The sequence below is a fragment of the Mycobacterium sp. genome, from assembly GCF_035633495.1.
Classification (GTDB): Bacteria; Actinomycetota; Actinomycetes; order Mycobacteriales; family Mycobacteriaceae; genus Mycobacterium.
On sequence record NZ_DASQEU010000013.1, the window covers coordinates 70,738 to 83,387 of the forward strand.

Annotated in this window: 14 protein-coding genes; 2 read left to right on the forward strand and 12 right to left on the reverse strand. The window is 68.8% G+C overall.

Annotation, left to right across the window (positions count from 1 at the left end):
* Positions 1 to 6 precede the first annotated feature (6 nt).
* The 11 genes from VET27_RS02260 to ftsH all read right to left on the reverse strand — a co-directional run bounded on the left by VET27_RS02260 (position 7) and on the right by ftsH (position 9,981).
* Positions 7 to 822: a type III pantothenate kinase gene (locus VET27_RS02260; RefSeq protein WP_526514754.1), complete on the reverse strand. Its 816-nt coding sequence runs from the start codon at positions 820 to 822 to the stop codon at positions 7 to 9.
* A 4-nt stretch (positions 823 to 826) separates the two neighbouring features.
* A complete protein-coding gene (gene panD, locus VET27_RS02265; RefSeq protein ID WP_526514770.1) occupies positions 827 to 1,144 on the reverse strand; it encodes an aspartate 1-decarboxylase in 318 nt (105 codons plus the stop codon).
* 11 nt (positions 1,145 to 1,155) lie between these two features.
* Positions 1,156 to 2,100 carry a pantoate--beta-alanine ligase gene (gene panC / locus VET27_RS02270; RefSeq protein WP_526514755.1) on the reverse strand — a complete coding sequence of 315 codons (945 nt, stop codon included), beginning with the start codon at positions 2,098 to 2,100 and terminating at the stop codon, positions 1,156 to 1,158.
* Positions 2,097 to 3,056 carry a Rossmann-like and DUF2520 domain-containing protein gene (locus VET27_RS02275; protein ID WP_526514756.1) on the reverse strand — a complete coding sequence of 320 codons (960 nt, stop codon included), beginning with the start codon at positions 3,054 to 3,056 and terminating at the stop codon, positions 2,097 to 2,099. Before VET27_RS02275 ends, panC begins: the two co-directional genes overlap by 4 nt.
* An 80-nt stretch (positions 3,057 to 3,136) precedes the next feature.
* Positions 3,137 to 4,549, reverse strand: coding sequence for a DUF6779 domain-containing protein (locus tag VET27_RS02280; RefSeq protein WP_526514757.1), 1,413 nt, complete (start codon positions 4,547 to 4,549; stop codon positions 3,137 to 3,139).
* Positions 4,550 to 4,626: 77 nt separating this feature from the next.
* Positions 4,627 to 5,103, reverse strand: coding sequence for a DUF3180 family protein (locus VET27_RS02285; protein WP_526514758.1), 477 nt, complete (start codon positions 5,101 to 5,103; stop codon positions 4,627 to 4,629).
* Entirely contained in the window at positions 5,103 to 5,618 is a 516-nt protein-coding gene (gene folK / locus VET27_RS02290; RefSeq protein WP_526514759.1) for a 2-amino-4-hydroxy-6-hydroxymethyldihydropteridine diphosphokinase, read from the reverse strand. The genes VET27_RS02285 and folK overlap by 1 nt, the downstream gene beginning before the upstream one ends.
* 79 nt (positions 5,619 to 5,697) lie before the next feature.
* Positions 5,698 to 6,081, reverse strand: coding sequence for a dihydroneopterin aldolase (folB, locus tag VET27_RS02295; protein ID WP_526514760.1), 384 nt, complete (start codon positions 6,079 to 6,081; stop codon positions 5,698 to 5,700).
* Positions 6,074 to 6,925 (reverse strand): dihydropteroate synthase, encoded by an 852-nt coding sequence (gene folP / locus VET27_RS02300; RefSeq protein ID WP_526514761.1) that lies wholly within the window; start codon positions 6,923 to 6,925, stop codon positions 6,074 to 6,076. The genes folB and folP overlap by 8 nt, the downstream gene beginning before the upstream one ends.
* Positions 6,922 to 7,554, reverse strand: a complete 633-nt coding sequence (folE, locus tag VET27_RS02305; protein WP_526514762.1) for a GTP cyclohydrolase I FolE — start codon at positions 7,552 to 7,554, stop codon at positions 6,922 to 6,924. The genes folP and folE overlap by 4 nt, the downstream gene beginning before the upstream one ends.
* A gap of 18 nt (positions 7,555 to 7,572) precedes the next feature.
* Positions 7,573 to 9,981, reverse strand: coding sequence for an ATP-dependent zinc metalloprotease FtsH (gene ftsH, locus VET27_RS02310; protein WP_526514763.1), 2,409 nt, complete (start codon positions 9,979 to 9,981; stop codon positions 7,573 to 7,575).
* 152 nt (positions 9,982 to 10,133) lie between these two features.
* Between ftsH and VET27_RS02315 the strand changes: the two genes are divergently transcribed.
* Positions 10,134 to 11,099, forward strand: coding sequence for an alpha/beta fold hydrolase (locus VET27_RS02315; protein WP_526514764.1), 966 nt, complete (start codon positions 10,134 to 10,136; stop codon positions 11,097 to 11,099).
* Between the two features lie 64 nt (positions 11,100 to 11,163).
* Positions 11,164 to 11,913 (forward strand): SIMPL domain-containing protein, encoded by a 750-nt coding sequence (locus VET27_RS02320; RefSeq protein WP_526514765.1) that lies wholly within the window; start codon positions 11,164 to 11,166, stop codon positions 11,911 to 11,913.
* Position 11,914: 1 nt separating this feature from the next.
* Here VET27_RS02320 and VET27_RS02325 read toward each other — a convergent pair.
* A partial coding sequence (locus tag VET27_RS02325) for a molybdopterin dinucleotide binding domain-containing protein (protein WP_526514766.1) occupies positions 11,915 to 12,650 on the reverse strand: 736 nt, incomplete at its 5' end.

Here is a 12,650-nt window from a genome sequence, read left to right on the forward strand (position 1 = left end):
AGCTAGCTAGCGGGCCTGCCGGAGCTTGCCGCGGGTGTCGTTCTGGTTGCGCTCGAACACCAGGCGCAGACCGTCGAGGGTCAGATGCTGGTCGTAGTGCGCAACGGTGTGCAGATCCGGCAGCAACAGCGGTGCGGTGTGTCCGGTGGCCACCACCGCGACGTCGTCGCCCCCGAAGCCGTCGACGTCCTGGCGGACCCGGCTGACCAGACCGTTGACCAGACCTGCGAAGCCGAACACCGCGCCGGCCTGCATGCACTCCACGGTGTTCTTGCCGACCACCGAGCGCGGACGTGTCAACTCCACCCTGCGCAGCGCCGCCGAACGTGCGGCCGCCGCATCCGAGGACACCTGAATGCCTGGCGCGATCGCCCCACCCAGGAACTCGCCCTTGGTCGAGACCACGTCGACGCAGATGGACGAGCCGAAGTCGACGACGATGGCCGCGCTGGCGTACTTCTGGAAGGCGGCCAGGCAGTTGACGATCCGATCGGCGCCGACCTCCTTCGGGTTGTCGACGAGCAGTGGGATGCCCGTCCGCACGCCCGGTTCGATCAGCACGTGGGGCACCGAGGGCCAGTACTGCTCGAGCAGGACCCGAATCTCGTGGAGCACCGACGGGACGGTCGACAAACCGGTCGCCCCCGTGAGCCGTTCGGCATCGTCGCCGATCAGACCGTCGATGGTCAGGGCCAGCTCGTCGGCGGTGACTTCGGCCTCCGTGCGAATCCGCCAATGCTGCACCACCTTCGCGTGATCTCCGGAACCGGAGATCAACCCGACGACGGTGTGGGTGTTGCGGACGTCGATCGCGAGGAGCACGGCGTTACCGCGGTGAACTCAGGTCGGCGAAACCGGCGGGGACGAACGCCGGAGAGTGGCCGACGTCGACCTGCCGGTTCGCACCGTCGCCGGGGTGCACCAGATGCGCTGCGGCACCATTGATCCCGATGACACCGCTGCCACGCTCACCCGTAATGGCGTAGGTGACCAGACGGTTGCCGTTGTCGACGTCGACGATCGTCACCTGCTCGCCCTCGAGCAGATCCGCCGCGTCCATCAGGTCGGCGTCGATGGTGACCGAGCCGACGTAGTGGAGATCTGCACGAGTCACCGTCGCGCGGTGAATCTTGGACTTGAGCATCGTCCGCAACTTCAGTTCCTCCACGGTAATTCGTGACTCCGGCCCGGGTCGACGCGGGAATACCCGTCGATGCCCGCTGCCGCGCCGACGTCGATCGCGATGTTGTCCAGCAGCCGGGTCCCCCCGAGTCGCGCGGCCACCAGCAGGCGGGCGGGTCCCTCGCCGGGGGCCGGTCCCAACCACGGATCTCGAACCTCGAGGTAGTCGACGTCGATGGCGGGCACTTCGGCGAGCACGCCGCGGGCGGCGTCCAACGCCTCCGACGTACCGCGGGATGCGGCGTACATGCCCGCAAGGAGGGCTGCCGACAACGCACCCGCCTGTTCGCGGTCTCCCTCGTCGAGGTACCGGTTGCGGGAGGACATCGCGAGCCCGTCGGCTTCGCGGACGATCGGCACGCCCACGATCTGCACGTCGAGATTCAGATCGTCGGACATCTGCCGCACCAGGACCAGCTGCTGATAGTCCTTCTCGCCGAAGTACGCCCGGTCCGGCCGAACGATTTGCAGCAGCTTCAACACGACGGTCAGCATCCCCGCGAAGTGCGTTGGCCGAGAACCACCTTCGAGCTCGGAACCCAGCGGCCCCGGCCGCACCGTGGTCCGCTGACCGTGCGGGTACATCTCCGCTGCCGTTGGCGCGAACACGATCTCGACGCCCTCGCCTTGCAGGAGTGCCAGGTCGTCGTCGAGGGTCCGGGGGTAGGCGTCGAGGTCCTCACCGGCAACGAACTGCAGCGGGTTGACGAAGACCGACACGACGACGACCGCGCCGGGTACCCGTTTGGCCGTGCGCACCAGGGCGAGGTGGCCGTCGTGCAGCGCGCCCATCGTCGGCACCAACACGACGCGTCGCCCGGTGGTCCGAAGCCCGCGGGACACGTCGGACGCATCCCGGATCCTGGTATAGACGTTGAGCTCACCTGCGGTGAATGCGGGCGGTTTCCGGACGTTCACGCACGACCTCCTTCGTTCGGTGGGCCGCCAAGCGCGGTGAACACGTCGGCCGAGGCGTGCGCCCGCTGCGCCGTGCGCAATGAATTGGCCCGATATGCCTGTGCGAGTTCGGGATCCACGTCGGCGAGCGCGTGGAGGTGAGCGGTCATCGCGGCGGCATCGCCGCGAGCGACGGGACCGGTGAGGGCGGACTGGCCGCGTTGCAGCGCATTCTCCAGCGACGCGCGCGCCAGAGGTCCGAGGACCCGTTCGGCGATGCCTCCCGGAGCGTCGCCGACCACTTCCTGACCGAGCAGTTCCTGCCCTCGAAGCGCGGCGCGCAAGGCTTCGACGGCGTCGAGCACCACGGTGATGACGTGGTTGCCGCCGTGGGTGAGTGCGGCGTGGTACAGCGGGCGGGCGTCTTCGCGGACTCCGAACGGTTCACCCCCGATCTCCAGGACCAGCGACTGGGCCACCGCGTAACCGACGTCGTCGGCGGCGGTGATGCCGAAGCACGCCCCGGAGAGTCGGACGACGTCCTCGTCCGAACCGGTGAACGTCATCGCCGGGTGAATCGCCAGCGGGATGCAACCGAGCTCGGCCAGCGGGGCCAGCACGCCGATGCCGTTGGCCCCGGAGGTGTGCACGACGATGGTCCCCGGGCGCACCGATCCGGTGGCAGCCAGTCCCGCGATGAGGCCGGCGAGCTCGGCATCGGGGATCGCCAGGATCAGCAGCTCGGCATGGGCTGCCACGTCCTGGACGGGCAGCACCCGGGTGTCGGGGAGTCGTCGTTCGGCCCGTTGGCGCGACGCTCGGGAGATCGCGCTGCAAGACACGACGACGTGCTCGGCCCGTTCCAATGCCACGCCGAGCGCGGTTCCCACCCGGCCAGCGGAGATGATGCCCACCGTGAGCCGGGCTGGACGCAGACCGTCGGGGGGACCCCAGGCTTGCCCAGCGGACTGCACCATCGCAGACGACCTCGCATGTCATGTTTTCAGGCGTTCCAGTCCCGGCTGTGCGGGTACCGGACGGTCGCGTTGAGACTAGCTCACTCCTCGCGACGACGGCGACGGCCGCCGCCCGTGCTGGAACCGGCCTGCAACCGCGCCATCAGCTCGGACACGGGCTGGCCGCCGATGTGCTGGCCGGCGGGTTCCTCCGCCTCGTCCGCCCCGCGATGGCGGGCGGGAGGCGCGTCCGGACCCTCGGGCGGTGGCGACGCCGGAGTGGCGAGGGTCGGTGGCGTGCGGCGCCCTGGGTCGGCGTCCGCAGGTGCTAAGTGACGGGTGCGCCTCGCCGCCTCGGCTGCGGCCGTCTTCGAGGTGTAGTGCCGACCCTGCCTCGTCGACTCGGTCGGCGGCGGAGTCATCGCCGGCGTCGGCGGGGCGACCGGCGGTGGGGCCGGGGGGACGAACGGCGGTTCGCTCTGTTCCGCGGCAGGGGCCGTCGCACCGTTCTCGACTGTCGGGGAAGCCCAGTTGCTCCCCGGCGTGCCCGCCGGGATGTACCGCCCCTCGGCTGGCGCAGGCCGCCAGTCGGATCCCGTCGGCGCGTGCCTGGCGACGCGTCCCGGCCGCTCGCGCGGTCGAGGCGGCTGAGGTTGAGGTGTTGGCGGCGGGGCATCCACCGGCATCCATGGCAGCCGGCCGTCGGGCGCAGGTCCGGGTTCAAGTTCGGGTTCCGGCGCGCGACGCCGACCTTCCTGCCGGGGCCGCTCTTGCCGAGGCGGTCGCCTTCCGGTGCCGTCGGGTTCCGGCTCGGACGGCCGGCGGTGAACTCCGCCCGGCACCTGCGGGGCCCACTCGTCCTCCGGCGGCTGAGGCTCGACGGGCACGTCGATGATCGGACTTTCCTCGGTGTTGGGGTCGGTGTCCTCGGGCGTCTCGGTGTCGATCCGACTGCTGATCACCCGGCCGGGGCCGACGCCTCGCTCACTGCGCTCCGGCGCCGACGCACGCTGCGGTACCGCGTCCCAGTCCCCGAACCTGTGCACGTTGGTGCGTTCGGTCTCGATGGCGGGCCTGCTCTGCAGATCGGTGTCGAAGATGATCTCGAGATTCGCGCGAAGTGCCGCGAGTTCCGCACGGAGGCCGGCCACCTCGTCGGACGCCTGAGCGCGCATCTCCGAGGCGAGCTCCCGCCGCAGCTGCGCCTCGATGGACAGCTCGTACTCTCGCCGGGCGTAGATCTCACGATCCAGCTGCAGGTCGTACACCAGCTTGAGGTCGCGCGACCTGGCGTGGTCGAGATCGGCCTGCCGCCGGTAGATGAAGGAGACGAACGCAGCGACCACCGCCGCCCACAAAGCGACGAGGACGGCAAGCTTCAGCAGCTCGACCTCATTGGTGAACACCAGCGCCGAACTTGCCACGATGGCAAGCACCAGCAACGCCGTCAGCAGCAACGAGCCCGGCCTGCGGTTTCCGCGGCGCGCGCGGGTCCCACGAGTCGGTTCGGTCATGGGCCGACTGTACCTGCGACAGGTCTCATCGCGTATCGACTGCGTCGGCGATTCTCCTGGTCAGCTGCTCACGCGAGCTAACCGCGCGCAACGTCGGCGTCCTCGGGCGGCTCGTCCGGCGACTTGCAGCAATGCTGGAGCCACAGCGCGGCGAGCACCAACGCCAGCGCACTCACCGCGGCCACGACCGCCCCCGTGCTGTCCTCGCCCGCGACCCTCAGCACGCCACGCTTCGGCAGCAGGTACACCAGCACGCCCACCCACCAGCCGAGGACCAGAGCCCCCACCCACGCCGATGCCTTGGAGATCATCACCGCACGGGCGACCGCCAGCGGATGCAGCCAGCCTGGACCGTCGCCGATCTTCCCTTCGCCGATCTTCGACCTGACGTAGAACGCCCAGCCCGCCTCGGCCGCCGCCACCGCGAGCAGCGACAGCCCCGTCCAGACCGTGATCGGCGGGAACCACCGATACGTCAGGCTCGCCAGGACGTAGCCGACGATCGCGACGACGACGGTCGCGGCCGTCAAGTCGCGTCTGCGGGTCGGACCCATCAGGTCACCAGCACGTGGTCCACCGGTCGGACGCCGTCGCGCTCGGTGGCGTCCAGATCGGCCAGCAACCGTGCGACGGGGATCGGTGTGCCGTTCACCGTCAAGGTCGCCGTGGGGTCGACGGCGAGCCACGGCGCCAGCACGAAGGCCCGCTGGTGCGCGTACGGGTGGGGCAGTGTCAGCACCTCGTCGCGGCTCGACACTTCGTCGAGGCCGTCGAGACACGTAATGAGATCGACGTCGAGAGTCCTTGGCCCCCAATGCTGATCGCGCGTGCGCTGGGCGGCCCGTTCGAGTTCCTGGCCCCGCCGCAGCCAGTCGTGACAACCGAGCGACGGGTCTTCGGCGATGAGGACTGCGTTGAGGAACGGCCCCTGCTCGACGCCGCCCCACGCGTCCGTCTCGTACACCGGCGAGACGCCGCGGACCGCGGACCCCAGCCCGTGGATTACCGACTGCAGGTGTGCGAGGCGGTCACCGATGTTCGAGCCGATCGACAACACGACCCGGGTCACGGCGCCACCACCCTGCGATTTCGGCGCGCCAACCGTCGCGTGGCGAACGGTAGCGCGCCGAAATCTCGAGGGTTGGGCGTCACGCAATGCCTCCCCGCGCGCCGCGCCGCGATCGCCGCGCCACCACCGCGACGTCGGCGAACGTCAGCGGAATCGGGGCGTCGGGTTTGTGCACGACGACCTCGACGGCGTGCAGTCGCTCGTCGGCCATCACCCCGTCGGCGATCTCGGCGGCCACCGTCTCGATCAGGTTTCGGGGAGGTCCGGCCACGACGTCCGCGGCAAGCTGGGCCAGCGCCCCGTAGTCGACGGTGTCGGCCAGATCGTCACTCGCCGCGGCCGCGGCGAGGTCGATCCAGACCGTGATGTCGACGACGAAGTCCTGGCCGTTGCGGCGCTCGTGCTCGAAGACACCGTGATGTCCACGAACGGTCAAGCCGCGCAACTCGATTCGATCAGCCACGATGTTCTTCACCCTCCCAGGTGGGGGCCGCTTCCCACGCCTCGACGACCTTCAGCGCGTCGACGGATGCCTGCACGTCGTGCACCCGGACGCCCCAGGCGCCGTGCATCATGGCCAGGGCGGAGATCACTGCGGTCGCGGTCTCCCTGCCGTCCGGCGGGCGCAGCTCTCCCCCGCCGTCCGCCAGCAGCGCGCCGAGGAACCGCTTTCGAGAGGCGCCGACGAGCACGGGGATGCCGAAGTCGACGAACTCCGGCAGCGCCGCCAACAGGGTCCAGTTGTGCTCGGCGGACTTCGCGAACCCCAACCCCGGGTCGATGATCAGCTTGGCCGGGTCGACGCCCGCGGCGACCGCGGCGTCGACCCCGGCCAACAGTTCGTCGCGGACTTCGGCCACCACGTCGCCGTACTCCGGCACCTCGTGCGGCCGGTCGGCGCCGACCGCACGCCAGTGCATCAGGATCCAGGGGACGCCTGCCTCGGCGAGCAGCGGCGCCATGCCGGGGTCGGCCCGCCCGCCGGACACGTCGTTGACGATCTGCGCGCCGTTCGCGAGCGCCGCGTGTGCGACGGCCGCGTGCATCGTGTCGATGCTCACCGTGATGCCTTGTCCGGCAAGCTCTTTGACGACGGGCAGCACTCTAGCGCTCTCCACGGCGGCGTCGACCCGGGTGGCGCCCGGGCGGGTCGACTCGCCGCCGACGTCGATGATCGCGGCGCCCGCGGCAGCGAGGGCCATCCCGTGTGCGACGGCGCGGTCGCGATCGAGGTACAAACCACCGTCTGAGAAGGAGTCCTCGGTGACGTTCACGACCCCCATCACCTGCACGCGCGTCGCACTCACTTGCGCAGAATGAGATCCAGCGCCTCAGACCGCGATGCCTTGTCGGTCTTGAACTGCCCGCGCACTGACGAGGTCGTGGTGGTGGCACCGGGCTTGCGGATACCGCGCATCGCCATGCAGAGATGCTCGGCCTCCATGACGACGATGACCCCGCGGGGGTCCAACTTGCGCATGATCGCGTCCGCGACCTGTCCCGTCAGCCGCTCCTGGACTTGCGGGCGCTTGGCGTACAGGTCCACCACCCTGGCGAGCTTGGACAGACCCGTCACCCGTCCGTCGACACCGGGGATGTATCCGACGTGCGCGACCCCGTGGAACGACACCAGGTGGTGTTCACACGTGGAGTACATCGGGATGTCCTTGACCAGGACGAGTTCGTCATGTTGCTCGTCGAACGTGGTGTTGAGTACGTCGTCGGGATTGCTGTACAGCCCCGCGAACATCTCCCGGTAGGCCCGGGCCACTCGGGACGGCGTATCGATCAGGCCGTGCCGGTCGGGGTCCTCGCCGACGGCGTACAGCAACTCCCTCACGGCCTTCTCGGCACGATCCTGGTCGAAGTCCGCAGGCACGAAGGCGTGCGAGTTGATCGACACGGTCGTGTGGGGTCTGAGATCGGGCTTCGTCATCGGAGCCTCCGTTTCGGATCAGCCGGCGGGCGGCGTTGCGGGCCCATCGTCATGGCCCTTGTCGTCGTACGGGTTCGGCGCGGGCGCGCCACCGCGTGGGGCAGGATGCCCGGGCTGCGGGTACGGCTGGTACGGAGAGTAGGGCTGCTGATACGGCTGCGGGTAGGCACCTTGCTGTGGCGGCGGCCCCCACGCGGAGGGCGGAGGTGGCGGCGGATACTGGCCCGACCCCTGCGGCGGCCAACCCGGTGCCTGCCAGCCGGCCGGTGCCCCGTAGTTGGGTTGCGTCGCCCCGCCCGGTGCGCCGTTGCCCGCCGGACCCGGCAAGGCGTTCGCGCCGACGTGGGACCGGTTGCCGTTGGAGCCGTTCGCACCATTGGAGCCGTTCGGGCCGTTGCCGTGAAAGCCGTTCGAGCCGTTCGAGCCGTTGTGGCCCTCGGCCACCTTGCTCGCCGCGGCGATCGCCGCCTTGAACGCCGGTTCCTGCGTCGGCGGTGGCCACGGCTCACCGCGTTCGATGGCCAGCTCGCCAGGGGTCTTGATCGGCGGTTTCTCCGATGGCACGCGGCCACCGAAGTCGTCGAACATGGTCAGGCGCGGACGCTTCTTCACGTCGGCGAAGATGGCCCTGAGCTCGGCGCGGTGCAGCGTCTCCTTCTCGAGGAGCTCGCCCGCGAGGATGTCGAGGATGTCGCGGTACTCGGTGAGGATCTCCCAGGCTTCGGTGTGCGCGGCCTCGATGAGCTTGCGGACCTCGTCGTCGATGATCTGGGCGACCTCGTGGCTGTAGTCGGCCTGGATCCCCATCGAACGACCGAGGAACGGATCGCCGTGTTCGGTGCCGTAGCGGACGGCGCCGAGCTTGGAGCTCATGCCGTACTCGGTGACCATCGCACGGGCGATCTTGGTGGCCTGCTCGATGTCGGACACCGCTCCGGTGGTGGGCTCGCGGAACACCAACTCCTCGGCCGCGCGGCCGCCCATGGCGAACACCAGTCGCGCGATCATCTCCGAGCGGGTCATGAGGCCCTTGTCGTCCTCGGGCACGGCGACGGCGTGACCGCCGGTGCGCCCGCGCGCCAGGATCGTGACCTTGTAGATCGGCTCGATGTCGGGCATCGCCCACGCCGCCAGGGTGTGGCCGCCTTCGTGGTACGCCGTGATCTTCTTCTCGTGCTCGCTGATGATCCGGCCCTTGCGGCGCGGCCCGCCTACGACGCGGTCCACGGCTTCTTCCATCGCGGCACCGGTGATGATGGTGCCGTTCTCGCGGGCGGTGAGCAGCGCTGCCTCGTTGATCACGTTGGCCAGGTCCGCGCCCGACATGCCGACGGTGCGCTTGGCCAGACCGTCCAGGTCGGCGTCCTCGGCGATGGGCTTGCCCGCCGAATGCACGCGCAACACGGCCCGCCTGCCAGCGATGTCGGGGTTGGACACGGGGATCTGGCGATCGAACCGACCGGGACGCAGCAGCGCCGGGTCGAGGATGTCGGGTCGGTTGGTCGCCGCGATGAGGATGACGCCCTGGCGTTCGCCGAAGCCGTCCATCTCGACGAGCAGCTGGTTCAGCGTCTGCTCCCGTTCGTCGTGGCCACCGCCGAGACCTGCGCCGCGCTGTCGGCCGACGGCGTCGATCTCGTCGACGAAGATGATGCACGGGCTGTTCTGCTTGGCCTGCTCGAACATGTCCCTGACGCGGGAGGCACCCACACCGACGAACATCTCGACGAAGTCCGAGCCGGAGATCGTGAAGAACGGCACGCCCGCCTCGCCGGCCACCGCGCGGGCCAGCAGCGTCTTGCCGGTTCCCGGCGGACCGTAGAGCAGCACGCCCTTGGGGATCTTGGCGCCGAGCGCCTGATAGCGCGTCGGGTTCTGCAGGAAGTCCTTGATCTCGTAGAGCTCCTCGACCGCCTCGTCGACGCCTGCGACGTCGGCGAAGGTGGTCTTGGGCAGGTCCTTGTTCAGCTGCTTGGCCTTGGACTTGCCGAAGCCGAAGCCCATCCGGCCGCCGCCGCCCTGCATCCGGGAGAACATCACGAACAACCCGACGAGCAGCAGCAATGGCAGTAGGTAGATCAACAGCGATCCGACGACGCTGCCCTGGTTGACGACGGTGTTGATCTTGGCGTTCTTGGCGCTCAACGCGTCGAACAGCTGGACCGCGTACCCCGTCGGGTACTTCGCGAGGATCTTGTCGCTGTCCTTGGTGTCGCCGTTGCCGTTCTTCAGATCGAGACGTACCTGCTGTTCGCGGTCGTCGATCTGCGCGGACTTGACGTTGTCACCGTTGATCTGGCTCATCGCCACCGACGTGTCGACGGGCTTGTAACCGCGGGTGTCGTCACTGAAGTAGAAGAAGGACCAACCGAGCAGCAGGACGACCGCTACTGCGGTGAGGGTGCGGATGACGTTCTTACGGTTCATTCGTTGTATTAGGCCAGCGGGACAGCGTCGGCCACGTCCTTCCGATGAGCACAGGTTGGTTCGTTCAGGCTACCGCTAGACCAACGACCGAAGGTTCCCGACGGGGTGCCCGACGCACCTTCCCCGGGCGTTCGGCCCTGTGCTTGGCTGAGATGGTGCTCACATCTACCGAACGGTTCGTCGACACCAACGGCGTGACGCTGAGGTTGACGGAGGCGGGTGAGCGCGGCGCCCCGGTCGTCGTCCTGGCCCACGGCTTCCCCGAACTAGCTTACTCGTGGCGGCATCAGATCCCGGTGCTCGCCGCGGCGGGCTATCACGTGCTGGCCCCCGACCAACGCGGCTACGGCGGCTCGTCGGCGCCGTCGGCGATCGAGGACTACGACATCGTCAAGCTGACCGGCGACATCGCGGGGTTGTTGGACGACGTCGGCGCCGATAGGGCCACCATCGTCGGGCACGACTGGGGATCGATCGTGGCCTGGGGATTTTCGCTGTTGCACCCGGATCGCGTCGCACGGGTGGCAGGGTTGAGCGTGCCGCCGGTGCCGCGGTCGCAGGTACCGCCGACCGCGTCGTTTCGGAAGACGTTCGGCGACAACTTCTTCTACATCCTGTACTTCCAGGACCCCGGCATCGCCGACGAGGAACTGGGCCACGACCCGGCGGCGACGCTCGGGCGACTGATGCACGGCAGCGGTTCCGACGAGCGCGCAATGTCGAGGATGCTCGCTCCGGGTCCGGCGGGTTTCATCGAGCGGATAACCGAGGCCGAGGGGCTGCCCGACTGGATCGCTCAACACGAGTTCGACCACTACGTGCGGGAATTCACCCGCACCGGATTCAGCGGTCCGCTGAACTGGTACCGCAACCTGGACCGCAACTGGGAGCTGATGGCGACCCCCGCCGCGGACACCATCACGGCACCCGCGCTCTTCATCGGGGGCACCGCCGACCCGGTGCTGTCGTTCATGAACCCCAGTCGGGCGACCGAGGTCGTCACGGGTTCCTACCGCGAAGTCCTGATCCACGGCGCAGGCCATTGGGTGCAACAGGAAAGGCCCACCGAGGTGAACGCGGCGCTGCTCGAGTTCCTGGCCGGACCGGAGGCGCCGTAAGCCGCCAATCCCCAACCGCCGCAAGACTCCGGTGCCGCCCTGAGCTGGCGGTAGGGTTCGTGACATGCCGAAGCCACCGAAGCCTTCGAGAACGTTGATCAGATTGTTCGCGCTCGCGGGAGCGGCGTTGGCCGTCGTCGGGGTGGTGGGTTGCGACGCCACCGCGGCGCCGACACCGGCACCCGGCACGTCCGCCCCCCGCCAGGTCACCGTCGTCGGCCAGGGAAAGGTCGATGGCACGCCGGACACGCTGACGATCAGCCTCTCGATCGCCGCGACGGCGCCCGACGCCATCGGCGCCTCGAATCAGACCAGCGGTCGCGCCAACGCGGTAACCGATGCGCTGGTGGCTCAGGGCATCGACCGCAAGGACGTCAGCACGACGACGGTGACCCTGCAGCCGCAGTACGGCGGCGCGGACAACACCACCATCGTCGGCTATCAGTCGAGCAATTCGATCGACGTGAAGGTCCGCAAGATCGAGACCGGACCGCAGGTGCTCGGCGCGATCACCACCACGGGCGGCGACACCACCCGAATCAACTCGGTGACGTACTCCATCGAGGACGATTCGCAGCTGGTCAAGGATGCCCGCAGCCGCGCCTTCGACGATGCCAAGGGCCGGGCTCAGCAGTACGCGGAGCTGTCCGGGCTGGACCTCGGCAAGGTGCTCTCGATTTCGGAGACCGGTAGCGGCGCGCCGCCGACGATGCCCTCGCCCGTCCGCTTCGACGTGGCGGCCGAGGCCGTGCCGCTGTCACCTGGTCAGCAGACCGTCGGGTTCTCGGTGACGGTGGTGTGGGAACTGGGCTGATTCAGCCCGTTGCGGCGATGTGTACGGGTATCCCGTTGAGCACCGCCGTTCCCGACAGCGGATCGAGCGTCGTACCGTCGTTGAGCTGATTGACGTTGATGCCCGGGTGAGCGGCCGCCACCGATTGCCTGGTACCGCTGGTGTCGTGGCCCCAACCATGCGGCAACGAGACGACCCCGCGCCGAATGCGATCGGTGATCTCGACGGGTGCCTCCAGCTCACCGCCGGGCCCCTTGATGTGGGCCGTGTCCGTCAGACCGAGTTCGGCGGCGTCGTCGGGATGGATCTGCAACGTGCAGCGATTGGAGCCGCCGGCAAGTGCGGGCAGGTTGTGCATCCAGCTGTTGTTGGACCGCAGGTGACGGCGACCGATGAGCACGTAGCCGTCGGCACGACGATCCACCGATGTTCGTAACCTCGCCACGTCCGAGACGACGAGGGCCGCTGCGAGTTCCACCTTGCCCGACGGTGTCCGCAGTACCTCGGTCAGACGTGGACGCAGGGAGCCGCAATCGATGCCGTGTGGCGCCGCCTTCAACCGTTGGAGAGTGAGTCCGTCGGGGTTTGCGCCGAAGGCGTCGCCGTAGGGTCCCAGGCGCAACATCATGTCGAGCCGCCGCTCATAGCCCCGCCCGGGCGCGAGCATCGCGATCATCTCGTCGACCGAACGTCCCGCGATCGGCGAGTCGGGATCCTTCGTCTCCTTGGTGAGTGTCGTGGCGATCACCTGTTCATCG

Excerpts from the sequence above, each read along its gene's own strand:
- ftsH (WP_526514763.1), bottom strand. The coding sequence starts at position 9,981 with ATGAACCGTAAGAACGTCATCCGCACCCTCACCGCAGTAGCGGTCGTC.
- VET27_RS02320 (WP_526514765.1), top strand. The coding sequence starts at position 11,164 with ATGCCGAAGCCACCGAAGCCTTCGAGAACGTTGATCAGATTGTTCGCG.
- VET27_RS02285 (WP_526514758.1), bottom strand. The coding sequence starts at position 5,103 with ATGGGTCCGACCCGCAGACGCGACTTGACGGCCGCGACCGTCGTCGTC.
- panD (WP_526514770.1), bottom strand. The coding sequence starts at position 1,144 with ATGCTCAAGTCCAAGATTCACCGCGCGACGGTGACTCGTGCAGATCTC.
- VET27_RS02315 (WP_526514764.1), top strand. The coding sequence starts at position 10,134 with ATGGTGCTCACATCTACCGAACGGTTCGTCGACACCAACGGCGTGACG.
- VET27_RS02280 (WP_526514757.1), bottom strand. The coding sequence starts at position 4,549 with ATGACCGAACCGACTCGTGGGACCCGCGCGCGCCGCGGAAACCGCAGG.
- folE (WP_526514762.1), bottom strand. The coding sequence starts at position 7,554 with ATGACGAAGCCCGATCTCAGACCCCACACGACCGTGTCGATCAACTCG.
- VET27_RS02275 (WP_526514756.1), bottom strand. The coding sequence starts at position 3,056 with ATGGTGCAGTCCGCTGGGCAAGCCTGGGGTCCCCCCGACGGTCTGCGT.